The following is a 26,707-nucleotide window of genomic DNA, read 5'->3' on the forward strand; positions in this document are numbered from 1 at the left end:
GTTTGGGGGCGGAAGGGGCGACGCTTCGTAAGTAGAAACCCCTTCTGCCACCAAAAGCCAAATTTTCACTATCACAGCTCAAACAATAAATTTAATCACCTCAAACACGGTGGATGACACCCACTTCTTCTTAAGCTAAAGTAAAATTTATAAAAAACCCTGCTAAAAAGATCCTTGCCAAATTTCAAACACTGCTTAGCTTTGCTATTAAAAATGCAGTTACAATGCAACGGACCTGCTAGCAAAAAAGGATTTATTTCAATATAAAAAAATGTGAAATTGTTTAAAAATTTGCGTGTTTTTTGAAAATCGCTGATATGTTTTTTGCCGAGATTAATGAGCTTTATGCATGGGACAAGGCATCAGCGTTTTTCCTTTGTAGTGAATTTTTGCCGCATTATAAACGCTCTTTGCCAAATTTTTGTTTAAAGTTTGGGCGCTACTAAATTTCACGCCCGGATTTTTTAGTCTTTTTTACCTTTATTTAAAGATTTTAGCTTAGCATCCATATCAGCTGTAAGCATCGTAAAGACCTTATTTGTAAGCTCCTGAGTTAGATCCTTAGCCTCTTGCATAGTCTTTTTACTAAATTCATTTAAGAGTTTGTCCGCTTTTTTCTTATCTTTTTTATAAAGCTTCATGTACTCATCTTCAAATTTAGCCTGTTTTACCGCCAACTCTTTTTCAAATTTAGCGTAAGCCTCTTTAACCACTGGCGAATACTTCTCATAGTCAGTCATCACAAGGGTTTGAAGCTTTCTATAAACCCAGTATATCGAAGTATCATCAGCATCATATGAGCCATCTGAGTAGCCTTTTATAAAGCCATCAAGCCCTTCGTAATACGGCAAATAAACGCTAAGATCAGCCATACCAAGAGCGACGTAAGTTACGCGACCGATCTCTTTTGGTAGCCAAGGGCGCACCTGCATGACGTGAGACTCGTATGTTCTAAAGACGCTTATAGCGCGGTAGATATTTTTTTTATCTTCATCTTTGCTAGCGTAGTTATCAAACGCAGTGCCGTTGTAGTGGGCTCTCATCGCAGCTTTTAGGTCTTCAACACTTAGTTTTTTCTCTGGTTTTAAAAATACTGGAAATTTCTGACCATCGGCGAAGTCTTGTTTTAGACTTGGGTTAAACATGCTTTGAACCCAGCAAACGCGTGGGTAGTTGTAGGTCACATCCCTCTCATCGTCCCTTGTATAGGCCTTTGTGAAGTTAAATTCTCCATCTTTTGCAGGGTCATAAGTCTTGTTATCGATCGCAAATTTAATGACATCTTTTGCTCCCATGAAATTTGGATCATTCTCTTTATAGTTTTGAAGTCTGCCTTGGTTTGCAGTAACGAAATACTCATCTGGAGCGATCTTTGTAGCGATCCATTTGTGGCCTGTACCAGTCTCAAAATACCAAAGCTCGTTTGCGTCGATAAATACTACGCCAAAGCCTTCTCCAGCGCCCTTAGTCTCAACTATCTCGCCAAGGAGCTTAACACCCTCTTTTGCACTCTTCATACGTGGCAAAAGCACGTCTGGGATGTCATCCTCGGTGATGCCGCTCTCTTCGTTATATGGGTCGATCTTTAAAAGCTCGTCTTTTGCGTAAATAGTCTCAGTGCCGCTTAGGCCAACGCCAGCTTCATTGTAGCCGACCGCTCCGTGAAGTTTTGTATGAGAGTTTGCAATGGTTGTGTATCTCATGCTATCTTTTGGAAGCGGATATGTAAAGTCATTTGCGCCGTCATGGGCTTTTGAGCTATGCATACCAGTTTGATTTTTTGTGGCCGGATGGATCAAAAAGACTTGTGCCTTTACAGCCTTACTATCTGCACTCCTGGCAACCAGCATGGAGCCGTCGTTTGAAGCTTTATCTCCTACTAAAATGGTAGTGCATGCCAAGCTACTTGTGCCTAAAATCGCACTCATAGCAACAATTGATGCAAGAATTTTGCCTTTCATTCTTTACTCCTTTAGTGAAATAAAATTTCTTTATGTGATTATATGTAAATTTTAATAATTTAATTATAAATTTTAAAACTCTTTTAAGTTTAATGTAAATTTATTGCAAATTTTGTCTAAGTGAAATTTAAATTTTCTAAAGGTATTTTCGCTATAATCCAAAACTTACGCGATTGCGTATAAAATTTCAAAAAGGATTAGCATGCCAAAGATGAAAACCGTTCGCGGTGCTGCTAAGCGCTTTAAAGTAGGTAAAAATAAGATAAAAAGAGGCTCTGCTTTTAGAAGCCATATCTTAACAAAAAAACCTAGTAAGCGTATGAGAGACCTTCGTGGCCCACACTACGTGGATAGCACAAATGTCTCAGCCGTTCGCAAAATGCTCGGCGTATAAGCAGCGTAGATTTAAGTTTTTGACAAAAAGTCATTCAAACTCCCCCAAATTTAGGGGCAAGACTCACTTCGTGAGCGCCAATTTGTAAAAGGATAAATATGGCAAGAGTAAAAACAGGCGTAGTTAGAAGAAGACGCCACAAGAAAGTTTTAAAGCTAGCACGTGGCTTTTTTAGTGCTAGACACAAACACTTTAGAAAAGCTAAAGAGCAACTAGAGAGAAGTTTAGTTTATGCGTATCGCGACAGACGCCAGAAAAAACGTGATTTCAGACGTTTATGGATAGTTCGTATCAATGCAGCTTGCAGACTAAACGACATTAGCTATTCAAGATTTATCAATGGCTTAAACAAAGCTAACATAGAACTTGATAGAAAAATTTTAGCTGATCTAGCTATGAATGACGCGAAGGCATTTGCGGCACTTGCAAAACAAGCAAAAGATGCTTTGAAATAACACCTTTCTCCGCTTCGGCGGAGATCTTCTTTTTTTAAATTTCTATTCAAATTTTTATTAAAATTTATTTTTCGAGATTTTAACTTAGTTATTTTGTATTCAAATTTTAAATTAATACCACTATAAAATTTTACTTCATCAGCTAAGCGCAAATTTAGTAATATAAATTTGAAAAATTTGCTTACCATTACTGGCCAACCTAGTCAAGAGCAAGTATAAAACTCACCCTAAAAGCTAAATTTCAATACTCGTATCAAAACAGTGTTTCACCGCTCCGCTAAATAAAATTTTGCCGTTTTCTAGTCTAAGACCAAGCTCCTCGCCGCTTTTTGGATAGACTTTTAGGCATTGCGCTGCGTTTAAATTTAAAGTAGCACCGTAAAAGCAAGCCGCCATGCCAGTGCCACAAGCTAGCGTCTCGTCCTCCACGCCCCTTTCATAGGTTCTCACCTTTAAAATTCCATCCTCAAATTTGGCTAAATTTACATTTGCATTGTATTTTTGACGAAGTGCCCTGCACTCTTTGACGTCAAATTCATCTAAATTTTGCGTGAAATTTACAAGATGTGGCACGCCTGTATCGTAAAAATACCAAGTTTTGCCGCCTTCATTTAGTGGCTCGCTTAAAATTTTTGGACTTGTTAGCACAACCTCGACATACTCGTTTTTCACACTTGCCACAACCTCGCCGCTACCAGTTAGCAAGACAAATTCGTTTGAACTAACAAGACCATTTAGATAGGCATATCTAGCAGCCGCACGCGAGCCGTTGCCACACATCGCAGCATAGCTTCCGTCGCTGTTGTAAAACTCCCATTTCACGCCCTTTTCGTAAGGCAAAAGCACGATCAGTCCATCAGCTCCCACGCCATTTGTTCGGCTACAAATTTGCCTTGCTAGCTCGCTTCTATCTTTGCTCAAAAATGTATGAAATATGACAAAATCATTGCCGCTAGCGTTGTACTTTGAAACTTGCATTATTTTTCCTTTAAAATTGCTCTATTTTTTGCCAAATTTATATAAACTCAGCCACAAATTTGTCTTAGAAATTTCTCTAGTTCTTTCTCTAAATTTTTTTTATCGCCACTATTATCTATTATAAAATTTGCTTTTTTTCGCTTTTGCTCAATATCCATCTGAAGCTCCACTCTTACTTTTGCTTCTTCTAATTTTAGACCGTTTCGGTTCATTAAGCGGCTTAGCAAAAGCTCTTTTGGCGCATAAATCACTGCTACATTTTTAAACTCAGCGTAGCGATCCTCTTTTTCAAAAAATAAAGGGATATCAACAAAATAAACCTGCCCCAAGCACTCAAGTTTCGTAGCGCGAGATAAAATTTCTTCCTTTATCTTTGGATGCAAAATTTGCTCTAAAATTTTTAATTTTTTTAGATCATTAAAAACAATGGCACCAAGTTTTTGCCGATCGATCTTGCCAGCTTCGTCTAAAATTTGCTCTTTAAAAACTTCCACTATCTCACATTTACAAATTTCAAGCTGCTCGTGAGTGATCACATCCGCATCAATCACACTAAAACCTCGCTCTTTTAGCAAATTTATAGCCGTGCTTTTGCCACTAGCGATCGAGCCTGTGATGACATAAGCGTTTGGAAATTTCTGCAAACTCGCTCCATTTTTGAAAATTGATGACAATTTTAGCAACTTTTGGCTAAAGTTTTAAAAAATTACAAAAAAGGGCAAAGATGATAAGCTATAAAGATGCTGGAGTGGATATAGATGCTGGAAATAGCTTTGTTGAGGCGATAAAGCCTTTCGTAAAATCTACACAAACACCAAATGTTATAGGTGGTATTGGGTCATTTTCAGGAGCGGTCAGACTGCCAAGCGGATATAAAAATCCTGCCATTTTAGGTGCAACTGATGGCGTTGGCACGAAGCTTCGCCTAGCTATCGATGCTAAGAAATTTGACGGCGTGGGCGAGGATCTAGTTGCAATGTGCGTAAATGATCTCATCTGCAACTTCGCTACACCGCTCTTTTTCCTCGACTACTACGCAACAGCAAAGCTCGAGATAGAGAGCGCCAAAGAGGTAGTAAAAAGTATCGCAAATGGCTGCAAAAAGGCTCAATGCGCGCTGATAGGCGGTGAGACAGCGGAGATGCCTTCGATGTATGAAAAAGGCGACTTTGACCTTGCTGGATTTGCCGTTGGTATCGCTGAGGCTGATGAGATCGATAGAAGCAAATTTGTAAAAGCTGGTGACGTTTTAGTTGCACTTCCAAGCAGTGGCCTGCACTCAAATGGCTTCTCTCTTGCAAGAAAAGTAGTTAGCGAGCTTGGACTAAAATTTGATGAAAAAGTGGGTGAGCGCAAACTCATCGACGTACTTCTTGAGCCAACTAGAATTTATGTGAGCGACTTTTTAAGTTTAAAAGATAAGATTATGGCAATGGCTCACATCACCGGTGGTGGCATAGTTGAAAACTTGCCTCGCGTTTTCCCTGCTGGACTTGGTGCAAAAGTACAAAAAAGCGTTATAAAAACGCCTGAAATTTTTAAAATCCTCGCCCAAAAAGTAGAAGATAGCGAGATGATGAGAACCTTTAACATGGGTGTTGGCATGATATTAGTTGTGCCTAAAGAAAATGTCAATGCTGTCCTAGCTAGCAGCGATGGCTACGTGATAGGCGAAGTAGTAAATGGCAAAGGTGTAGAGCTAGTTTAATGCAAGAAAATAGTAAAAAATGCTTGCTAAGTACCGAAAATAAGAGCTTTTTTGATCTTAGTATTTATGAATATATAGGCTGTTTTGGTGTGCTAGAAAGCGATATCAAAAAACTTGATTTCTATAATCACTGGTGCAAAGTCTCACGTGCCTCTACTATGCTCTGCGTCACGCATGATAATGGCGAGAGTGACAACCTAGTCTATCTATATGACTGGGAGAAATTTAGCCGTATCTACATAAATACAGGAAATTGAGTTGGCAAAGCAAAAGGCAAAAATCGCACCTATTTGGGCTAGAGCAAAGGCCTTTGTTATCGATCTTTTTATCATCGGTATGCCTATATTTTATGCGACAACATATCTTGTGCTTGATGGCAAAGAGGCATTTTTGCATAACCAAATTGCCATTTTTGGTGCAAATAGCCTGATCTCGCTTATAATATGCCTTTTTTTTAGCATAAAAGCACAAACTCCAGGCTACAAAGCACAAGAAATTTATCTAATAAACCTAAAAACTGGCAGAAAACTAAGCTTTTTTCACACCATCTTGCGCCAAATTTGCTTTGCCTTTGCTGGCTTTAGCATACTTGGACTTTGCCTTTGTTTTTTTAGAAAAGACAAACTAAATCTGCACGACATCATCACTCACTCAGCTGCCGTGAAAAGATCAGAGGGATAAATTTTACTTCGCTCCATGCCAAAGTAGGCGATTTTTACCAAGTTTTGTATCTATGCTCTCTTTTATGATAGAGCAAATATACTCTTTTGAAAGTTGTATAGACTCCTCTAAGCTCTTGCCCTTTGCTAAAAAGCAAGCAAGTGCAGTTGAGAAGCTACAACCAGTCCCACTCATTACAAGCGGATTAACAAGTGGGGTCTTAAAATTTCTTAGTGAGCCATCTTTTTTATAAAGTGTGTCTATACTGCTATCTTCGCTGATATGTTTTTTTACGATGACGTCACAAGGCAAATCTTTATAATCATCGCCAAAAAGCACATTTGCCTCATCTAAATTTGGAGTAGTTACTGTAGCTAAGCTCATTAGCTCTTTTAGCTTTGTCACCGCACTATCTTTTATAAGCTTGTGTCCGCTTTTTGAGACACAAACTGGATCAAGCACTACTTTGGTATTTTGAGTTAGTAAAAACTCACGCACCACTTCCATAATCTCTTCACTAAATAACATGCCTATCTTAATCGCATCAAAGCTAAATTCTTCCGCAAGTGTATTTAGCTGATCTTTGACAAAACTAGGCTCTAAGCAAACCACGCTCTTTACAGCATCCGTAGTCTCAGCGACCAAAGAAGTTACCGCTGTTGCACTATAACAATTAAGCCTAGCACATGTTTTTATATCTGCTTGAAGCCCAGCTGTGCCACTATTACAAGAGCCTGCGATGATTAGAATTTTTTTCATCGTTTTCCTTTGAAATTTTTGGCTTATTATAGAGGATATTAGATAAATTTGAGTTTTTTAAAACAGAAGAAATTTGAGCAAAAAGCTCAAATTTATGAAAGTTTATTTAAGTCGTTATCGATATCTATATATATCGTAGTTGCGTTAAGATTTGTATGCTCAAAGCTAGGATCTATTTGCTTATCGCTCTCTTTATGTTCATTCATTTTAGCTAAAAGATCATCTTCTCTTAATCCATGCTCATTTATTAAATTTGGATCTATTTCATTAAAACTAATATTTACGCTAGCCTCATCATTTGGCTCTTCTTGCTCTAAATTGGTTGCGCTAAGGATATCATCTACTTTTTCATTTATATGATCTAAAATCGATACATAATCATTGCCAAGAAGCGCTTTAAACAATGCGTCAGTATCTATGCTAGACTCACCAACATCATCGCTTACTACGCTACTATCTAGCCAAAGAGTATCATATCCGTTTATTGATATATCTTGTCCATCATTTGCAGTGATTGTAATGCTTGAACTTTCGCTCTCGCCCTTTATAGCCTCTCCGATATATACTTTATCATTTACGTCTAAAACTCTTACATGATCATTTTGGTCTATCGCTATAACATCAGATGAAACGCTTTTAACTATACCAGCTACTGCTGCCATCTTTATTCCTTATTTTTATTTGTCGGTATTTTAGTATATTTAATTACTTTTGTATATTGTACTATGGTACAAGGTGGCGATAATTCTAAATCATTCAGATTTTGTGATTAAAATATATCCACTCTCGCTGATGTTTTTAAATTTCACGCCAAGCTCGCGTTTTAGGCGAAGTATCACATTTTGGATGGCCGCCTTGCTAACATCGCTCTCATAGACAAATTCTTCTATCATCTCATAAGTAACTAGCTTATTTAGATTATAAGCAAAGAGCCAAAATATCTTATTTTGCAAGAAGCTAAGATAAATTTCAATGCCGTTTTTATAAATTTTCTCTCTTTTTAAATTTATACTCACCTCATCGCTTAAATAAACCAGCTTTTCATCTCGTTCAAAACTTAAACTAATAAGCATTGCTCTAAGATCCTTCATATCAATAGGCTTTTTTAAAAAGAGCATCGCCCCTTCCTCCATGCTTTTTATCAAATTTTCATCGCTATCATAAGAGGTAAAGACGATAAATTTTTGGTGCGGCTTTGTACGCTTCATCTCATTCATCATCTCAAAGCCATTAAGCACTGGCATGTGAATATCACTCATCACAATATCAAAGCCTTGCTTTTTAAATTTCTCCACGCCATCTTGTCCGTTGCAAGCACCAATTACCTGCTCGCAATAAGGCTTAAGCCCGCTAATAATAAGCTCTCTTGCCATATCGTCATCTTCGACTACCAAGACGGACGTCTTTTTTAAAATTTCTAAGACTTCTTGCATTTTAGTCCTTTAAATTTATATCAAAACTTAGCTCAAATACCGTTGGCTTTGCGTTATTTACGAGCCTTACATCACCATTTAGCTTTTCTTGTGCTAGCTTTTTAGCAAAATAAAGTCCTATGCCATTTCCTTGCTTTTTGGTGGTATTTAGCCAAGTAAAAATTTTCTCGCTCATTTGCTCGCTTACACCATTTCCATTGTCATAAACTCCGATGTAGCATTTATCTTCAAAGCTTCTAAATTTTATCTCGATGATACGTTTTAGTGGCTCATCTTTGTAGCTTTCGACAAGTGAGTCTTTTGCGTTGTGTATTAGGATTAGTAAAATTTGTTGGATTATATTTTCTATCTGACGAACTTTTTGTTCATTAAAACCAATAAATTTTACACTAACATTCGTACGGCTTAGCTCTGTGTGCATAAGAGTTATTAGATTTTTAACGCTTGTTTGTATCTCAAATTCGCTCACATTTTCAGCACTTTTGTAAAAATTTCTAAAAATTTCAATAGTACTTGAAAGAAGTTTGACCGAGCTTTGCCCTTTTTCAAGTAAATTTATTAGCTCCTCATCGCTTAATTTACCTTCTTTTTTTAGCATTATGCACGAGCTTAGCATTAGTTTTAGCGAATTTACAGGTTGAATGAATTGATGATTAATGCCACTTATTAGCTCGCCAGCCTCACTCATTTTGGCCCTATGAGTTAGCAATGTTTCATACTCATCTTGTATCTTTTTTATCTTGTTATACATAAAATTATGAAGAATATTTGCCAAAAATGTGAGCGCAACGAAGGCAAAGAGCAAGCTTAGAGCATTTTTTAAAGCTTCTTTTGTTAAAGCTGAAATTTCTTCTTCGTTATTTGTGCCAGCTCCTATAAACCAATTTATCGTTGGTATCTCAGCTACTTGGATTAAATTTTGTCCTATTTTTAAGCTTGTAATGTCTTCGTCTTTTAAAAACAACTCTTTAAATTTCTCCTCGATCTCTTTTTTTAAAGCAAGATCAGGTATCGATGTTAAAATTTCACCGCTATGAGTCACTAAAAATGAGTAAGAATTTGGTGCAAGGCTAAAATTTTTAATGCTGTTAAAGATATTTTCTATACGCACGACGCCACAAAGCGCTGCTTTAAATTTCGCTTGTTTTGTGACTGGAACGCATAAATTTAGAGTTGAGCCTTTTAAAATTTTATGTTTTTGCATGAAATTTACGCTTGGGGCATTTGTATTTTTTGTCTCGACATACCAGATAAGCCCTGCTCTTTCACTTTTTGGCATAACTTCTTCTAAAATTTTCTCTCCATCTACAAAAATTTCTCCATCATCCCTTAAAAGCTGCATTAGATCAAATTCTTTTGCGTTTTGTTTAAAGAGCTTTATAAAGCCGGCTATCTTTTCATCGTCATCTACGATGCCTGCATTTTGTATAAATTTTGACGCACGAATGAGTGAATTTATACGTTCATCAAGCCAAATTTGAAAGTTATTTACGATATTTTTGCTAACTGCTATGTTATTTTTATCAGATAGCTCTATGATTTTCTCTTTTGCATTGCTATAAATATTTAGCCCAAGAAGTATTACAAAAAGGCTAGCAAGCAAGATGATGGCGTAGATTTTAATATTTTGTGATTTTAAATTAATACCCATACGCGCAGTATATCCTAAGTTAGCCCAAATTTGGGCTAACTAAATTTCATTTTAAAAAGGATAAAAGCTTTGAAACGAGCATAAGTGCAAGCACTACAAAACAAACACCAAATCCAAGCAGCGTGCAATCAGCCATCGACATAAATTTAGATGATGGCACAAGATACCAGCCGTCCGCATAAAGATCAACTATGCTCTTTTGTAAATCACTTAGTACCACGCCATCAGGCACCATAGGGCTGTCATAGCCACAATCGCCTGTCGGCATAAACCAGTCAGGCGCCCACTTCTCAAGCGGCAAGCCAAATGGATAGTGTGGCTCAGTAGAGCAGCCCTGCACACCAAAAGGATCATCGCCATGCACCGCATCGTGGATTTTAGCTAGCTTTACACTATACATTATGCCCTGCACCGCTCCCCAAAAGGCAAAAACGTAGCCAACTAGAGCAAATAGTAAATTTTTTGGGTTTATCATAGCGATCACGCCACCAAGCGCCATACATAAAAATGCAAAACGTATATAGACGCACTGCTCGCAAGGAGGCATATAAGCGTAGTTTTGAAAGAGCGAGTGCGCGATAACGACAAGTGCAACGCTTACAAAGACTAGCACAGCCCAGGAGATGCGTGAGTCTTGAAATTTAGCCATTTTTTTAAAAAAGCCCATGTGACGCCTTATTTTTTAAGAAGCTCTTCGATGAGTGCTGCCATGCCATCAAGCGAGCTGATTGATTTTGTCATGATGAGGTATTTGCCATTTACGACAAATGCTGGCACACCTTGAATTTTAGCCACGTCATAGCTCTCATCCCACTTTTTAAGTAGCTCAGTCACTTTTGGATTAGCTAGCTCTTTTTCGTAGTCTGCTTTACTAACGCCAGCTGCATCAAGTCCAGTCTTTAAAAAGCCCTCAGCGTCTTTGCCATCACTCCAGCGCTCTTTTTTGTCGTGATAAGCCTTGTAGTAGGCAAATTTAGCCTTTTTAAATAGCGAATTTTCATCAAATAAGCCGACACCTTTTGCCTCATCCATAACGATAAGCACGGCAAAAACCTTACTCGCAACCTCGCCGTAATCGCCCTTTGTCTTTAGGTGAAATGGCTCGTATTTTAGTCCAGGGATTTTCTCAACTACCTTTGGAGTGACGCTCTTGTCGTACTTGTAGCAAAATGGGCAAGCGTAGCTAAAAATTTTAACTAGCGTATTTTGTCCCACACTTAGTGGCTTTTCAAGCTTGACGTAGTCCTCACCCTCGCTAAATGCACTAGCACTAATCGCTCCAGCCACTGCAACGGCAAAGATAGCCTTGCTAAATTTAGATAGAAAACTCATGATAATCTCCTTTAGATGATTTATTTTGAGTTATTCTACAACCAAGCTCAACCGCAAATTTAACGCTAGAATAAATTTTGGCTGAAATTTATAAGATATTACATTGATTAAAAATTTAATTTTTACTAGAACTTATCTCATTTATTGCTGATAATGCGTTTAAAGCACTTGGATAGCCTATAAATGGTATAAGTGTCGTAACAACGCTTATTAGCTTAGCTCTATCATTGCCGATACCAAAATTTGCAGCAATGTGCCCTAAAAGCTGTGGCTTTGCAAAGCCAAGAGTCGTGATATAGACAAATGTCAAAAGCTCCCTAAGCTCTAAACTAAGCCCATCTCTTGCATAAAAATCGCCAAAGCAGTTTTGCGATAAAAACTCCATTATATGTTTTTGATCATTTGGCATTGATGCGATAAATTTATCAACTGCTGGGAAAAGTTTTCTTTGTATCTCAAGGCCTCGCTCACCCCTACCTTCTCTTGATTTTTTAGGCATATTTTCAGGCTCTATATAGCGCTCATTAAAAATTTCATCAGCTAAAAATATATAATCTTCTACTTTGCCAAGCCCAGCATAAGGCACTGCTTGATATAAAATTTCTCTTATCTCTTTTGCTGATATGCCTACATTTAAAGCGGCCCTAACGAAGCTTTTAAATGAGCTTTTTGCGCCTTTACTCACGCAAAGAGAGGCGATGATAACCGAAAGCCTTGTTTTTTCATCAATATTTATCACTTCACTAATATCGCCTAAAAAATTTAAATAATCCTCTAAAAAGCTAGCATTGCTCTCTTCAAGCTCACTTTTTGAGTCAAACCAAATTTCATAAATTTTCTTTGCATTGTAAGTTAGTGTCATAAGTTTTACTCCATTGTTTGGGGCTGATTATAAGTGCTAAAGCGTAAATGCTAGCTTAATATCCAAAAAGACAAAAATTTTTAATATAAATTTAGATTTTAAGCCATTATAAAGTTTATCGTGATTTTTATGTTATAAGGTTTTATTACAATTACGAAGGACGCAATATTTTTTATTACTCCTTTTACCTATTTTAAGCCTTGGGCGTTCCAAGGCTTTTTCTAAATTTTATAAGCTTTATGAGTAGAGTTTATAAAATTTATCCAAAGGAGATGTTATGAAAAAGACTTTGAGTTGTGTTGCACTAGCTTCTGTGCTTTGCTCAAGCGCTTTTGCGATAGGCGGCCCAAGCGGGGCTAAACTAGACTATGCTATCACTGGGCAAATAGGCGAAGTAGTGGTAAATCCATACGACACTGCCCCACTTACAGCAGTCATCAAAAATGGCGGCTATACATTAAGTAATGCCAAAGTAACCATCGTGCCAAAACAAGGCGGTCAGGTGATAAGCTACAAAGTGGCCGATAAGCATCTTCGCACACATGGCGGCATACCTGTTTTTGGCATGTATCCTGACTATCAAAACACCGTTGAAGTCGAGTACGACAAGAGCTACAAAGGCAAGACTGAACACATAAAAGAGAGCTATAAAATTTACGCTCCAGCTATCTATCTAGAAAGCTCAGGTACGCCAAATCAAAAGGGCGCACTATTTGACAAGATCGAGGTTACTAAGCCTGCGAGTGCTAAATTTGCTAACCGCCTCTACTATGTAAATAACTTTGTAAATAAAACTGGCAAGGGCACAAAAGTCGTTTGGAACAACCCAGCTGGCGGTGCGATCGAGTGGAACTACAGCCCAAATAACTTCATCCTTGATACAAAAGGTGAGGTTAGATGGTATCTTGAGCCAAGCAAAATTTACGATCTAAAACAGCCATTTCACGCTGGCGTAATGATGGGCTTTAAGCAAAATGACGACGGCGCTATGACTTGGGGATACGGCCAAAGATACGCAAAATACGACATCATGGGTAGAGAAATTTTCAACCGCGAGCTACCAGCTAGCTACAACGACTTCTCTCACTCAATGGACGTAGCACAAAATGGACACTACTTCTTGCGCGTGGCAAATGCCGACTACAAAAGGGCTGATGGCAAAAACGTAAGAACAGTGCGTGATGTCATCGTTGAGCTTGACAGAGATGGCAACGTAGTTGATGACTTTAGACTATATGAAATTCTCGATCCTTACCGCGATATCGTGCTAAAAACGCTTGATCAAGGCGCAGTTTGCTTAAACATAGACGCTAAAAAAGCAGGCCACACAGCAAGCTCTGATGAGCTTCAGTCTATGGATACACACGATAAATGGGGCGACATAGTAGGAGCAGGTCCAGGACGCAACTGGGCACACGTAAATAGCGTGGATTACGACCCAAGCGACGATAGCATCATCATCTCAAGCCGCCACCAAGACGCAGTTATCAAGATCGGCCGTGACAAACAAGTGAAATGGATCATGGGCGCTCACAAGGGCTGGAGCGATAAATTTAAAGATAAGCTTCTTCAGCCAGTTGATAGCAAGGGCAATAAGATCGTCTGCGAAGATGAGTGCTCAAAATGCCCAGGATACGAGAGTGATAAAGGTGGCTTTGACTGGCAATGGACGCAGCACACAGCATTTAGGATAGATAGCAAGTCTAAAAAAGGCGAAATTTATCTAAGTGTCTTTGACAACGGCGACACGAGGGGCATGGAGCAACCAGCCATCGCTGGCATGAAGTATTCTCGCGCGGTCGTTTATAAGATCGATGAGAACAAAAAGACCGTTGAGCAGATCTGGGAGTACGGCAAAGAGCGCGGCAAAGAGTGGTATAGCTCGGTTACTAGCCTTACGCAGTATCAAGATGACCTTGATAGCGTGATGGTCTATTCAGCCGTTGCTGGCATGCAGTTTGACATCGCAAAAGGCCGCCCAGTAGGACTTCCTAGCCCGCACATCGATGAGTTTGAGTGGGGCGCAAAAGAGCCTAGTATCGAGATAAAAATGACAAATGCTATGGGCTATCAGGCGTTTCCATTTAGCTTGCAAAAAGCGTTTGAGAAATAATCTCTCTTTTCTCCCCTTTTTGCCAAGTGCAAGAAGGGGAGCACTTGCTATAAATTTAATCTATCAATAATAGATAAAAATTCACATTCGCTCATAAATTTTAAAGCTCTAAATTAGAAATTTATATTGTAAAGATATTGTTTATTAAGGCGATAATATATAGCATTAGCACTTATATATAAAAATATATATTTAATATAAAGAGAAAAATGAAAAAATTTTTCATGGCTTTAGTGGTGCTGTTTGCAAGCCTTTTGCTTAATGCAGCTGAGTTTAGAGATGTCAAGGACATCACTGGCGACGTCGTAAAGGTTCCCACAAAAGTAGAAAAAATCGCTACGCTTTGGTATGCGAACAATCAAATCATATTAATGCTTGGCGGCGCGGACAAGATAGTAGCGACCACCGATCTTATCAAAAACAACAAATGGTTTGCGCATATATATCCTAGAATTTCAAGCATTCCAAATGGCGTAAACGGCAAGAGCCTGCAAGTAGAAGAGCTGGTCAAACTAAGCCCTGATATCGTGATAGCCGCAGATAAAAAGAACAAAGAAGAGCTAACTAAAAATGGCTTTAACGTCCTTTATCCGTCATTTACAAACCATGCCGACATGAAAAAGAGCGTAGCTATCATGGCTGATGCCATAGGAGGTGACGCACCAAAAATAGCTCAAAAATTTAATGACTATTTTGATCAAAATCTCCAAAAAGTACTAAGCAAAACCAGCAAGATAGCTCAAAATGAGAGGCCAAAAGTGCTTCACATAGCAGAGGGTAAAAATTTATTCAAAGTAGATGGCTCAAATACAATAATCGATGAGTGGATCAGTGTCGCAGGTGGCATAAATGCAGTACAAGCAAAGGGCAATATGCTAGAAATCAATGCAGAAGAGATACCAAATATAAATCCAGACGTGATCATCATAGGCAGAGCCAAATCGCCAGACGCTATAGAAAAGATATATGAAAACAAAGTCTATGCTGGCACAAATGCTGTCAAAAACAAAAAAGTCTTCGTAAATCCAGCAGGTGTTTTTAGTTGGGATAGATACGGAGCCGAGGGAGCTTTGCAAATTTTATGGGCGGCTAAAACCTTACATCCTGAGCTTTTTAAAGATATCGACATAGCTACTGAAACAAAGAAATTTTATAAAGAATTTCTGCACTACGATCTAAATGACAATGAAGTAAATTACATCTTAAACGGTCTAGATCCAGAGGGAAAATAGAAATTTTATAGCGAGTGTGGGCTAAAAAGCTCTTGCTCGCTAAATTTTAAATAACTAGGCTTTTATTTATCTCCGAATTTTTATAAAACTTGTCTCTAACAGCACTATCTTAGCAACTCTTTTGGCTTGATGGATTTACTTCTTGATCTTATTTTGGTTTTAAATCTAGAACAATTATAAATTTTAGTGAGATAAAGAATATCCCAAAGGAATTTTCCTTTGGGATTAGTTAGTTAGATTTAAAATACGTGTACTTCGTCTTTAACTTCTAGAGTTACAGTATGTGTACCCTCTGTGTTAGTGTAGACTTTATAACCAGTAATGTTAGCACTAGTATCTTCAACCCAACCCTTACTTGCAAGACCAAGATTATCGCCACTATCGCCATCTATTCTTAGTCTGTTGTTGCTATCAGTCATATCTAAAACGTCTTTAGCTGATAGATTTATATTATGGTTGCCTTCAGTTAAATCTAGTTTCTCTATGTTTGTAACTTTAGTAAGGTTTACACTATCATCGGCAATCTTTAATGTATCATATCCAGCTCCACCGTCGATAGTTGTATTATTTAGGTTTACACCTTGTTTGATTGAGATAAAATCGTCGCCAATTCCACCTTCTATCTTAGCATCATTAAATGTTCCAGAGTTAACAAAAATTTTATCATTTCCACCTCCAGCATATATACCACCATGTATACTACCATGTTCATTTTTGCCATTAAATACGGCTCCATTTACATATATTTCATCATTTCCCCCATCAGTACCATCATACGCATTGTCACCGTATACCCTAGAGGAATTAAATGTAGAGCCACTATTTAAATATATTTTATCTTCACCATTTCCAGCAACTATAAATGAAGAATCTTGGAATACAGTTCCCTCTTTTACTGTAATTTCATCATTTCCGCCACCAGTGATTACGCTAGATAATCTACCATCATCGCTTTTCATGAAAGTAGTATTTGTTATAGTTACATGATCTATATCATTAGCAGTGTATCCTGCATCATCGGTATATAACGTAGATCCCTTAAATGTTATGCGATCAGTATCACTATTGCCTTTAAGCTCTATAGTATCCTCTCCAGCGCCCATGTCTATAACAGTACGAGTGAGTGTTACTCCACTAGCTATATTTACGGTATCAGAGCCGGCACCAGTTTTGATGTTTGCCTGAGTAGTTGCAGTTATATTGGTATTGATATTTACTTCGTCATTATCTGCACCTGTATTTATAGCACCATCAAGCGTTACCTCATCTTCGATATAAACCTTATCTTCTCCACTATCAGTAAGAATCTCTGCATGCGTTAAAGTAGAATTTCTGATCACCACCTCATCTCCGTCAGCACCGGTATTTATAGTTGTTTTTGCGGTAGCGGTGCCATTAAGTTTAGAATTCTCAATATAAACTTGATCTACTCCTGCACCGGTATATATACTATTTCTACCTTCCATCAAAGAGTCGCCTTGTATTTGCACCAAATCGTCTTTGCTACCGGTAGTTATCGTAGTCTTTTCGACTTTAGCTTTGTGTATCTGCACATGCTTATGATCGCCGTCACCCATATTTATCTTTACATCGTCAAAATCTGATACTCTATTTACTGCATAGTTACCGCTATTGCCTAGACCGCTTAGTACTAAACTATCTTGTCCGTTGCCCATATTTATCTCGGTTTTACTCGCTATAGGTTTTGAATAAGACTGATCCGGATCCGAAGCATAATTTTCACTATGATGTTCAAGATAAGCTATATCATTACCATTGCCAGTTTCTATTTTTGTAGAATTTAAAGATGATCCATCATATACTCGAATGACATCATCTCCGTTTCCAGTTTTAATATCAGTATATTTTATATTAGAGTCTTTGATAGTTATCATATCAGTATCGTCACCAGTATCTATTCCTATGGTATTATATTCATCTTCACCCTCTACTGTAGAGTTATTTATATTTATCTCGTCTTCACCGGCATTAGTACTTATACCAGAATCTAGTCCCTCAACTTTTGAACCACTGTTTATATTTATGATATCTTTGCCATCACCAGTGTCTATGTAAGATTCTTTAAATATCGCATTATTAGTTAATGTTATTTCGTTACCGCCATTACCGTTTTCTATACTACCACCTTTCATAGTAGCATCGTTTATAGTTACTTTATTTAGGCCTTCTCCTAATTTCATTTCGACCCTGGTTAGCTCAGCTTTATCACTCACATTTACGATGTCGTCTCCGGCTCCGGTGCTAATACTAGATCTCCTACCTTCCACCGATTTTTTTTAGATCGGTCTTAATATTGATCGTACTTTTTGTACCAACATCTTCCGCTATGATGTTAACACCAGTAGTAGTAGCTCCTTTTTCAAAATTTATCGTATTTTCTTTGGCTACCACTTCTATTTTAGCATTAGACATAAATGCTCCGTTTTTCACATTTAGCTCAGAAGTATTACCTTGTTCTCCTTTATCTAAAGGACTAGCAGACTTACCCATATGTATAATAGCCCCTTCAGATCGGGTACCGTGAATATTAGCTCCGGAATTTACATTTATAGTATCATTGCCGCTTCCGCCTCTGATTCTAGTACCTTGTTTTAACTCGGCTCCGGAATTTACGTTTATAGTATCATTACCGCTTCCGCCGTCTATCACACTAGCCCTCTCATCGGTTACGTCAAACGAAGCGTTTTCGATATTTATTACATCGTTATCGGCGCCGGTCATTAAGATAGATCCTTTAAAATTAATCTTATCCGTAGCGGTTCCTTTTAAATTTACAGTTTCGCTTCCAGCACCCATATTTATTATGGTATTAGTTAAAGTGACACCGGGAGCTATATTTAAGTTGTCCGAACTTGAACCGGTGCTTATATAAGATTGACCGCCTATGTATTCGTGAGTAAACGGATCTATTTCATAAGTACCAGTACCTGTTACGTCAGAAGTTATATTGATCTCGTCGCCCTTTATGCTGCTATAAATTTTAGTATCTATATTAGTACCGTCTGAAGTAATCTTACTTCCATTATCTCCGCCAAATACGCTAAGATCACTTGAAGGATTTACTATTTTGGCCACATCTCCAGTATGATTTGCCGAATTAGCACTACTTGTTAGCACCAAGTCTTTAGCATCATCTTGACCAATAGCTAACTTGCCATCATTACTTTTAAACCAGCCATCTTGAAGGGTAAATGTATTTACTCCAGCGTTAGGAACTAGATAATCCCTGCCGTCTATCCATCTAACTATACTATATCCATTCAAAGTAGATCCGGCATAAGGCATATCATGTACTAGACTTCGCATATGAAAAACGAATCCGTCGTTTATATTTTCGTTTAGATACGCCGACAATGGAATTTTTATACTTCCTGCTGGTAAAGCAGGTCCTGTTGCTTCAGCTCCAGTTCCAGCCCCAACAGCACTTCCACCACTTACACCAAAGCTATTATCTCCACCTGCTGCTAGAGATAAAGCATCTATGCTTCCTACATTAGCATTTATGTTACTAATGTGGCCTCCTTCTGCAAAGCTAGTAGAAGATAAGCTTACACCATCTCCACCATTACCACCTGCTTGTGGACCACCTGCAGCAGTTTCTTCTAGAGCATTAAGATCTGTTCCTTTTAAGATGGCTTGTTGTAAAGCTGAGATATCAGCTACTGTTTCGTTATTGTTAGAGTCTTGATCTAGAGTTAGAGTATCTTTACCTATTAAAGTTATATCTTTACCATCAGTTTGAGTTATTGTTACTTTAGAGTTAGAACCCTCTGTAACTATCTTTTCACCTTGGTATACAATATCTCCTACACTTAATTGTCTTACCTCTCCTGTTAAGTCATTAAGTGCTCTTGCTATTCCTCCGTTTATGCTTTTAACTACTCCGGCTTCTTTAGCCATCATGTTCTCCTTATTGTTTATAGTATTTGAAATTTTGAATGAATTATATAAATTTTAGAAGGGCTTGTCTATTGTACTGGGGTACAATGGGGGAGTGCTTAACGAGAAAAATATAAACAATTATAAAAATTTAATGATAAGAAAGAATATCCCAAAGGAATTTCCTTTGGGATTAAAAGTATAGATATTAAAGTACGTGTATTTGATCTTGAACTTCGATTGTAGTTGTACCACTAGTATAAGTAGTATAACCACCAGAACTAGCACCTTTAGTCCAGCTACTTCCAAGAGTAAGCTCATCATTACTATCACCATCTATTTTTAGCTTATTCTCGTTACTATCACGTAATATATCTTGAACATTGCTAGCTGTAAGAGATAAGGTTGTCTTTTCTCCATTAGTCATATCTAGTTTTTCGATATTTTTAACATGACTAAAGTCTATACTATTGTCAGCTACTTTTAATGTATCAAATCCAGCTCCGCCGTCGATAGTCGAAGTATCTTGAATACTTGCATTTTTACCGATAGAGATAACATCATCTCCGCCGCCGCCGCTTACGGTAGAGTTATTCTTAACAGTTAGATTATCTCCGATAGTAATGGTATCGTTGCCGTCAGTAGCGTTATTTACTCCGCCGCCGCCTTCGCCCCAGTCTCCGTAGATACCGGCATTGCCATCTAGAGTTAGATTATTGCCTATAGTAATTGTATCGTCTCCTTGACCGCCTTTTACGTCAGCATAGTTTTTAAATGTTACGTTATTTCCCATAGTTACTGTATCGTTACCGAAAGTACTCGCGTCTGTATCGCCCTTACCATTATCCATATAGATATCAGAATTATCTATAGTAACGTTATTTCCTATTTTCGCGGTATCGCTATGGTATCCTAAGTGCATATGCGTACCTTCGCTAATATTAGCTCCATCTCCGATATTTAGAGTGTCACTTTGATCTCCAGTTATAAGCTGAGAGTGTTTAACAGTAGCACCGGCTCCTATATTAATTACGTCATCATTGGCGTGAAGATCTATTCTTGTATTGTGTAGCTCAGCACCATCTTTAATATTAACCGTATCCTTAGCTTTAGCACTACCAAATGCACCGATTACAGTTTTATCGTATGAGCTAGCATCTTTATCGCCAAATTTACCACTAATATTAACCGTATTATCGCCAGTACTCCAGCCACCTCCAAGAGTGATTTTGGTATTGTCAGATTCTATACTACCGCCAGTACCATCGATATTAACGGTATTTGTACCATGTCCTGTTTGAATATTAGCGTCTTTAAATTTACCGCCCTTAATATTGATAGTATCGTCGCCATCTCCGGTTGTGATATTAGAGTTTTTAATTATGCCACCACCGATATTTATAGTATCGTTATCTTTTCCGGTGTCAATATTAGACTTTTCAACTGTACCATTTATATTTAAAGTATCTTTTCCACCATAAGTTTGTATTTCGGCATTTTTGACGGTAGCGCCAGCTTTAACGTTTATGGTATCTTCTGAATTATAATCATCCCTACGATCTGATCTTATATAAGTTTTATGCTCCCTAAAGGCATTAAGACCAGCATCTTGGTCGCCAAATACCGCGCCAGACTCTATATTTACTTCATTTTTACCCTTGTCTAGTCCGATCTCTGCTTCGCTAAACGTACCGCCTCTTACATTCACTGTATTATTACCCTCACCGGTATAAATTCTTGTATTAGTTAAATTTGCTCCGGTATTTATATTTATCTCGTCGTTACCGCCATCCATATTCACAAAAGAATCTTTAAGCGTAGCATTTTCTACGGTTAGTTTATCATTACCGCTACCCATATCGGCTTGTTGAATTTTTGCCGTAGCTCCGCCGTGAATATTTATCTCGTCATCTCCACCGTTACCTGTTATTTTATTGCTAACAGTAAAGTTTCCGGTAATATCCATAACGTCCTTATTGTTGCTGCCAGTAATAGTGTGAATTTTGGCTTCGCCGTTTTGGTGGAAATTCATAAGCTGCTCGCCCGAAGACTGAGAAGCCTGTATGAGCACTCCTTTTAGTATGGCGTTTCCGGTTACGTTTAATGTAGCTCTGTCGGTAGATTCGCCACTAGCACCTAGTTGAAGCGTTGTACCATCTATCTCTGCATTACCGTTAATATTTATTTTATCGTTTGCTCCGGCACCCGTATCGATATTACCGCCTTTAACCTTAGCATTGCCGTTTACGGTTATAGTGTCATCTCCGGCTTCTCCTAAGATATATGTATTATTTAGATTAGCATTGCCGTTTACAGTTATTTTGTCATTAAATTTATTACCCTCAATCCACTTAGAATTTAAATTCATGCCGTCTGAAATTTCCATTACGTTTTCGCCGTATCCGCCGGATATCTTTCTGCCGCCTATTTGAGAATTTTTAAATTTCATTCCATCATCACCGGAATAATTATCTCGCATGCTACCTTCAACATTACCGTCAACTGTAGCATTTTCAACAGTGATATTATCGTTATCTGATTTTTTGGCTCCACCGTATACGCTAGGATCTTCGCCGCGTCCGCCGCTAACGTATCCTTTTACTCTCGCGCCATCTAAAATTTTAATAGTATCACTATCTTCGTTGCCTTCTATGTTTTGGGTTACGACGGTGCCTGCATCTTTTACGGTTATCTTGTCATTGCCCCATCTTCCGACTATACCGTCTACTTTAGCGCCTTTTTCTACCAATATATCGTCATCGCCGCCTCTACCGTTTATTGCTTTAACATAAGTTCCGCTATCGCTTACGGTTACCTTATCGTTTCCTTCGTCGGCTTGTATAAGACCTACTTTTGCGCCTTTATCTACGGTTATATTATCATCCCCGTTGCCAGCACCTATAAATTTAACTTCTGTTCCAGTTCCACTTACTTTTATGGTATCGCCGGCAGCGCCGTTGTCTTCTATATCTATATTTTTTCCTTGGCTTGCTTGATATGCTTTTTCGTGTACATCGTTTTTGGTTTTGTTATCACCTAGCAATGTATCTACTTTTGAGCCGCTTTCTACGGTTATGTTATCGCTTCCAGAACCACCAGAAACACCCTTTGCCTCGGCGCCGTTTTTGAGATCAACATTATCGTTTCCGACTCCTCCACGCACAGACGTTATTCTTGTGCCGTCTACGGTTATATTATCTACATTATCCGATCCAAACACTTTTAAGTTTGGATTAGGATTTACTATCTTAGCTACTGAACCATCATCTGGATAGTTTGAAGCTTTTGCTGTGCTAGTTACTGCTAGGTCTTTAGCGTTATCTTGACCGATAGCAAGGTTACCGTCTTTACTTACATACCAGCCTTCTTTATAATCAAATGCACTAGGAGCGGTAGGATCGTTAGGAGCTAGATAATCTCTACCATCAGTATGTCTATATACGTGATATCCATTAGGTATAGAAGAGGCAAATGAGTCTAAGAGTGCAGAAGATGTGCTTTCTCCCTTATACGCCGACAATGGAATTTTTATACTTCCTGCTGGTAAAGCAGGTCCTGTTGCTTCAGCTCCAGTTCCAGCCCCAACAGCACTTCCACCACTTACACCAAAGCTATTATCTCCACCTGCTGCTAGAGATAAAGCATCTATGCTTCCTACATTAGCATTTATGTTACTAATGTGGCCTCCTTCTGCAAAGCTAGTAGAAGATAAGCTTACACCATCTCCACCATTACCACCTGCTTGTGGACCACCTGCAGCAGTTTCTTCTAGAGCATTAAGATCTGTTCCTTTTAAGATGGCTTGTTGTAAAGCTGAGATATCAGCTACTGTTTCGTTATTGTTAGAGTCTTGATCTAGAGTTAGAGTATCTTTACCTATTAAAGTTATATCTTTACCATCAGTTTGAGTTATTGTTACTTTAGAGTTAGAACCCTCTGTAACTATCTTTTCACCTTGGTATACAATATCTCCTACACTTAATTGTCTTACCTCTCCTGTTAAGTCATTAAGTGCTCTTGCTATTCCTCCGTTTATGCTTTTAACTACTCCGGCTTCTTTAGCCATCATGTTCTCCTTATTGTTTATAGTATTTGAAATTTTGAATGAATTATATAAATTTTAGAAGGGCTTGTCTATTGTACTGGGGTACAATGTTGAAAAATTTGTGTGGCTAGCTTTTGTCTTAGCTCTAAATTTAGCCTTTGCCTTTAAAATTCTTAGTTTTAGTTTTAGCAGAGATTGATTTTATTTAAAAATTTAAAGACCTACTAAAATACAAAGTAAGTCTTTAAATATGATCTTATAAAGCCTTTATATCTCCACCGATAACTCTTAGCCCTCTACTATCAAATATCGCCTTTACGCCAGCTACTTCTATCACGACGCTTGATCCTTCTATCGTTACTTTTGTGCTACCTACTTGATGGATTATCTTATCTTTGGCATTTACCTCATAAGTCGTCTCTATATTGCTAAATTTTGAATCAGCAATCTCAGTGTGCTGGGCAGCTGTTTTTGTTGTGAAATTTGACTTAGCATTTATATCAATGTAGCTATTTGCCTGAAGCACGATATGCTCGTTACTAAATTCATTTATACCTTTTTGTGAATTTAGTTTATAGCCACCATCTATGTTCTGCTCTTTTGTACCTTTTACCTCTTTCATCTCATCATTATGTATGGTCGTATTAAGATTTGATTTTACTTCTAAAAATTTATCATGTCCTACAAATTCATGACTATCTTGACCTACTCTTGTGTTATTATCAACAGCTACATTTAGCGTATTTGAGACACCCACTACTGTATCTTTTGAAAGTCCAACTGTTGTTAGATACTCAGCTCCCACATTTACATTTTTTGCTAGATCTATCGTCTGAATGTGGGCTTTTTTTACTCGCTCAGTATAACTTCCATGCACTTGTGAGCTTTTGTCATTTAATATTGTTTGAGAGAAGTCATTATTTACAAGCTCGTCATAGTCCTTTTCTGCTTTTACATAAATTTGCTCTTTATTTTTTAAATTTGATAAAGTGATCTCGTTTATACCGGTCTCATTTGCACCAATTGTTTTTGAGCTAAGAGATGTTTGGTGATAGTTACTATCTACATTTACAAGTGGTGCATTTGAGGCATTATATAGGCTGCCACTTACTACTGGGTTGTCTATGTCATTTTGTAAAAACGAGATGATAACCTCATCACCGATCCTTGGTATGGCAAAAAATCCTGAGCTATTGCTAGCAATAGGCGTTATCACTCTTAGATAAGCACTCTTGTGATAGCTTGCGTTGATAGCGTCGTCTTTATCGATTATCTCTTGTGTACTAAAAGCATTTAACCTCACCTTTACCCTACCATAGCTATCGGTATGGATCGTGTTATTTTGGCTGTTTAGTCCATCTTGACCGACTACAAGACCTAGCGTGATATCTGGTGCTTTTGGCTTTTGCTTGTAGCTTGGGACAAATTTCACGCTACTTGGAATGATGCTTATCTCATTTGTGTATGAGCTTATAAATTTTTTGTCTTTAAACGGGACATTATCGCCCAAATTTAAGGTATTTTCTAAAACGCTCTCATCAATATAAGTATGCTTTAAAGCTATTATTTTAAACTCATATTCACCTTTGCTAGCGTCAATGGCTACCGAGATATTGTCATTTAAATTTAGTGCAAATACATTTGAGCTAGCGGTAAATTCTTTTAAAAGCATATCGCTTCTTAGTTTTTTAAGGTAGGTGCTAACTTCAAGCAAGCTAGTGTCGCTAAATGAATACTCATCTAAATTTATATGCTTGTCATAGATATTTACCTGCTCGTCAAATATCTTTTCATTTTTACTCTCTAACACATTTGGATAAGCTGTATTTTGAAAAGAGTGCGTAAAGCTATTTGCTTTTAGCGTCTCGCTCTTTGTTATTTTATTTATGTGTTCGGTTGCTAGATTATTATTCAAATTTACATTAAAACTTACTTTTCTAGCTTCCTTGCCACTACTTGTATCACTTGAAGTAAAATTTTCATTTTGATTGCTATAAGCTAGTATAAATGTATCATGAAAATAAATTTTTTTATTGTCTTCATAAAAATATATACCGCTATCATGGCAAAGCCTTGTTATAAAGGCTAGGTCGCTCTCATTGTACTGAGCTATAAATTCTCTCTTGTTGTAGTTATTTTTGATATTTGAGAAGTCTAGCTCTTTGGTTAGTCTTTGTTTATTAAAAGCCAAAATATCTTTTACTACTTCTAAAATGCTCTGGTCTGTATAAATTCTATTTGCTCTATTTATGCTTAGTCTATATAGTGGCGAAGTTAGCTTAAATTTAAAGAAGTATTTTTTATCTATATTTGTACTAGTCTCATCATCTACACCAAGATACTCTACATCGCTTACTATTCCACTAAAGTGCATATCGTTTGAGCTACCATCTGGAACGATATTTTTATTTGTTGAAGACGGCCTTTTTATGCTTAGCTTTATACTTTTATCAAGATATTTATATATGCTTGAGTAACTTTTATCGTTATTGTAGATGGTATCTAAATTTTCATAAAGCGGGTTTTTCACCAAATTTATATAGGCAAAGCACTCTATGCTAAATATACTTTCTAAATTTTCATAAATATCTGCACGTGTAACGATAAATTTATCGTTTGACTCGTTTGCTATCTGAAGAGTCGAGAAAGTATCGTTAGATACGCCGTAGTCCACAAAGCCATCTGTTGCCACTGAGTTACTAGATGCTAGCATGACAGGCTTAGTCAGTGATGATGTTGGTGATGTTAAATTTTTATCCATTTGTTGCTCTTTCAATCTTTTTTCGTTTTCTTCTTCTTGTTGTAATGCTTTTTCAAACATTTCAATATCGGTGTCAGTGAGGTTACGATAGTTTTTAAACCACTCCACTTGATCCATTTTTTTAATTTCTTTAAATTCTCTGTAGTCTTTATCTTTTGTGATATCAATCTGCCTTTCGGCCATATCGGCAGCTTTCTCATAAACAAAGCCACCAGGTCCAGCAATAGTACTAAATGCACCACCAGTAGCTTTTATTGCTCTTGTTGCATCCCCATATTTGCTTTTTTTATTAACACCTACTATTTCATTATTTTTATTTTTTATATCTAACTTCTTTTTATTTATATTTAAAAAATCCACTACTTATTCTTTCTGTTTAATATTTTTTCTAGATCTTTTTCATCATTTATAAGCATTAATATGTTTTTTAAGAAGCCATAATCTTTTGGGTCCTGTCCATAAT

The 26,707-nt window shown here is 37.5% G+C and carries 21 protein-coding genes; 7 read left to right on the forward strand and 14 right to left on the reverse strand.

Translation table 11 applies throughout. The features are described 5' to 3' along the window. Nucleotides 1–464: 464 nt before the first annotated feature. Nucleotides 465–1,961 (reverse strand): C69 family dipeptidase, encoded by a 1,497-nt coding sequence (locus CVS92_RS05840; protein ID WP_107788831.1) that lies wholly within the window; start codon nucleotides 1,959–1,961, stop codon nucleotides 465–467. Between the two features lie 202 nt (nucleotides 1,962–2,163). Between CVS92_RS05840 and rpmI the strand changes: the two genes are divergently transcribed. Then, entirely contained in the window at nucleotides 2,164–2,355 is a 192-nt protein-coding gene (rpmI, locus tag CVS92_RS05845) for a 50S ribosomal protein L35 (protein ID WP_054195943.1), read from the forward strand. 98 nt (nucleotides 2,356–2,453) lie between these two features. Continuing rightward, on the forward strand, nucleotides 2,454–2,810 hold the full coding sequence (gene rplT / locus CVS92_RS05850; RefSeq protein WP_009295119.1) for a 50S ribosomal protein L20: 357 nt from the start codon (nucleotides 2,454–2,456) through the stop codon (nucleotides 2,808–2,810). Nucleotides 2,811–3,044: 234 nt separating this feature from the next. Here the strand turns inward: rplT and dapF are convergent, their stop codons facing one another. Further along, the gene (gene dapF, locus CVS92_RS05855; RefSeq protein WP_107788832.1) at nucleotides 3,045–3,788 is read right to left on the reverse strand and encodes a diaminopimelate epimerase; all 744 of its coding nucleotides are present in this window, start codon (nucleotides 3,786–3,788) and stop codon (nucleotides 3,045–3,047) included. Nucleotides 3,789–3,835: 47 nt separating this feature from the next. Next, on the reverse strand, nucleotides 3,836–4,432 hold the full coding sequence (coaE, locus tag CVS92_RS05860) for a dephospho-CoA kinase (protein WP_107788833.1): 597 nt from the start codon (nucleotides 4,430–4,432) through the stop codon (nucleotides 3,836–3,838). An 80-nt stretch (nucleotides 4,433–4,512) separates the two neighbouring features. On the opposite strand from coaE, the gene purM reads away from it, so the two are divergent. Genes purM through CVS92_RS05875 form a run of 3 tightly spaced genes read left to right on the forward strand, consistent with a single transcriptional unit; the run spans nucleotide 4,513 to nucleotide 6,177 of the window. Next, entirely contained in the window at nucleotides 4,513–5,496 is a 984-nt protein-coding gene (gene purM, locus CVS92_RS05865; protein WP_107788834.1) for a phosphoribosylformylglycinamidine cyclo-ligase, read from the forward strand. Then, nucleotides 5,496–5,753: a hypothetical protein gene (locus CVS92_RS05870; RefSeq protein ID WP_107788835.1), complete on the forward strand. Its 258-nt coding sequence runs from the start codon at nucleotides 5,496–5,498 to the stop codon at nucleotides 5,751–5,753. The genes purM and CVS92_RS05870 overlap by 1 nt, the downstream gene beginning before the upstream one ends. A 1-nt stretch (nucleotide 5,754) precedes the next feature. After that, the gene (locus tag CVS92_RS05875; protein ID WP_107788836.1) at nucleotides 5,755–6,177 is read left to right on the forward strand and encodes an RDD family protein; all 423 of its coding nucleotides are present in this window, start codon (nucleotides 5,755–5,757) and stop codon (nucleotides 6,175–6,177) included. A gap of 3 nt (nucleotides 6,178–6,180) precedes the next feature. Here CVS92_RS05875 and CVS92_RS05880 read toward each other — a convergent pair whose 3' ends face one another. From CVS92_RS05880 to CVS92_RS05910, 7 genes are all read right to left on the reverse strand, one after another. Continuing rightward, the gene (locus tag CVS92_RS05880) at nucleotides 6,181–6,915 is read right to left on the reverse strand and encodes a hydroxymethylpyrimidine/phosphomethylpyrimidine kinase (RefSeq protein ID WP_107788837.1); all 735 of its coding nucleotides are present in this window, start codon (nucleotides 6,913–6,915) and stop codon (nucleotides 6,181–6,183) included. Between the two features lie 92 nt (nucleotides 6,916–7,007). Beyond that, nucleotides 7,008–7,577, reverse strand: a complete 570-nt coding sequence (locus tag CVS92_RS05885) for a hypothetical protein (RefSeq protein WP_107788838.1) — start codon at nucleotides 7,575–7,577, stop codon at nucleotides 7,008–7,010. A gap of 90 nt (nucleotides 7,578–7,667) precedes the next feature. Continuing rightward, nucleotides 7,668–8,348, reverse strand: coding sequence for a response regulator transcription factor (locus tag CVS92_RS05890; protein WP_021090255.1), 681 nt, complete (start codon nucleotides 8,346–8,348; stop codon nucleotides 7,668–7,670). A gap of 1 nt (nucleotide 8,349) precedes the next feature. Further along, the gene (locus CVS92_RS05895) at nucleotides 8,350–9,999 is read right to left on the reverse strand and encodes a sensor histidine kinase (RefSeq protein WP_107788839.1); all 1,650 of its coding nucleotides are present in this window, start codon (nucleotides 9,997–9,999) and stop codon (nucleotides 8,350–8,352) included. Between the two features lie 46 nt (nucleotides 10,000–10,045). Next, on the reverse strand, nucleotides 10,046–10,666 hold the full coding sequence (gene dsbI / locus CVS92_RS05900) for a protein-disulfide oxidoreductase DsbI (protein WP_107788840.1): 621 nt from the start codon (nucleotides 10,664–10,666) through the stop codon (nucleotides 10,046–10,048). An 8-nt stretch (nucleotides 10,667–10,674) separates the two neighbouring features. Next, nucleotides 10,675–11,331: a thiol:disulfide interchange protein DsbA/DsbL gene (locus CVS92_RS05905; protein ID WP_107775709.1), complete on the reverse strand. Its 657-nt coding sequence runs from the start codon at nucleotides 11,329–11,331 to the stop codon at nucleotides 10,675–10,677. A 115-nt stretch (nucleotides 11,332–11,446) separates the two neighbouring features. Then, nucleotides 11,447–12,193 carry a carboxymuconolactone decarboxylase family protein gene (locus tag CVS92_RS05910; RefSeq protein WP_107788841.1) on the reverse strand — a complete coding sequence of 249 codons (747 nt, stop codon included), beginning with the start codon at nucleotides 12,191–12,193 and terminating at the stop codon, nucleotides 11,447–11,449. A 277-nt stretch (nucleotides 12,194–12,470) separates the two neighbouring features. On the opposite strand from CVS92_RS05910, the gene CVS92_RS05915 reads away from it, so the two are divergent. Together CVS92_RS05915 and CVS92_RS05920 are read left to right on the forward strand one after the other, a co-directional pair. After that, nucleotides 12,471–14,306, forward strand: a complete 1,836-nt coding sequence (locus CVS92_RS05915) for an aryl-sulfate sulfotransferase (protein WP_107788842.1) — start codon at nucleotides 12,471–12,473, stop codon at nucleotides 14,304–14,306. A gap of 209 nt (nucleotides 14,307–14,515) precedes the next feature. Beyond that, nucleotides 14,516–15,538, forward strand: coding sequence for an ABC transporter substrate-binding protein (locus CVS92_RS05920; RefSeq protein ID WP_107788843.1), 1,023 nt, complete (start codon nucleotides 14,516–14,518; stop codon nucleotides 15,536–15,538). Nucleotides 15,539–15,777: 239 nt separating this feature from the next. Here the strand turns inward: CVS92_RS05920 and CVS92_RS05925 are convergent, their stop codons facing one another. The 4 genes from CVS92_RS05925 to CVS92_RS05940 all read right to left on the reverse strand — a co-directional run bounded on the left by CVS92_RS05925 (nucleotide 15,778) and on the right by CVS92_RS05940 (nucleotide 26,604). Then, nucleotides 15,778–17,739 carry a hypothetical protein gene (locus CVS92_RS05925; protein WP_159070351.1) on the reverse strand — a complete coding sequence of 654 codons (1,962 nt, stop codon included), beginning with the start codon at nucleotides 17,737–17,739 and terminating at the stop codon, nucleotides 15,778–15,780. Nucleotides 17,740–17,815: 76 nt separating this feature from the next. Then, nucleotides 17,816–19,459, reverse strand: coding sequence for a retention module-containing protein (locus tag CVS92_RS05930; RefSeq protein ID WP_107788845.1), 1,644 nt, complete (start codon nucleotides 19,457–19,459; stop codon nucleotides 17,816–17,818). Between the two features lie 187 nt (nucleotides 19,460–19,646). Next, on the reverse strand, nucleotides 19,647–23,504 hold the full coding sequence (locus CVS92_RS05935; RefSeq protein ID WP_107788846.1) for a beta strand repeat-containing protein: 3,858 nt from the start codon (nucleotides 23,502–23,504) through the stop codon (nucleotides 19,647–19,649). Between the two features lie 235 nt (nucleotides 23,505–23,739). Beyond that, on the reverse strand, nucleotides 23,740–26,604 hold the full coding sequence (locus CVS92_RS05940; RefSeq protein WP_199906412.1) for a type VI secretion system Vgr family protein: 2,865 nt from the start codon (nucleotides 26,602–26,604) through the stop codon (nucleotides 23,740–23,742). Between the last annotated feature and the right edge of the window lie 103 nt (nucleotides 26,605–26,707).

The sequence above is a fragment of the Campylobacter concisus genome, assembly GCF_003048555.1.
GTDB lineage: Bacteria > Campylobacterota > Campylobacteria > Campylobacterales > Campylobacteraceae > Campylobacter_A > Campylobacter_A concisus_AO.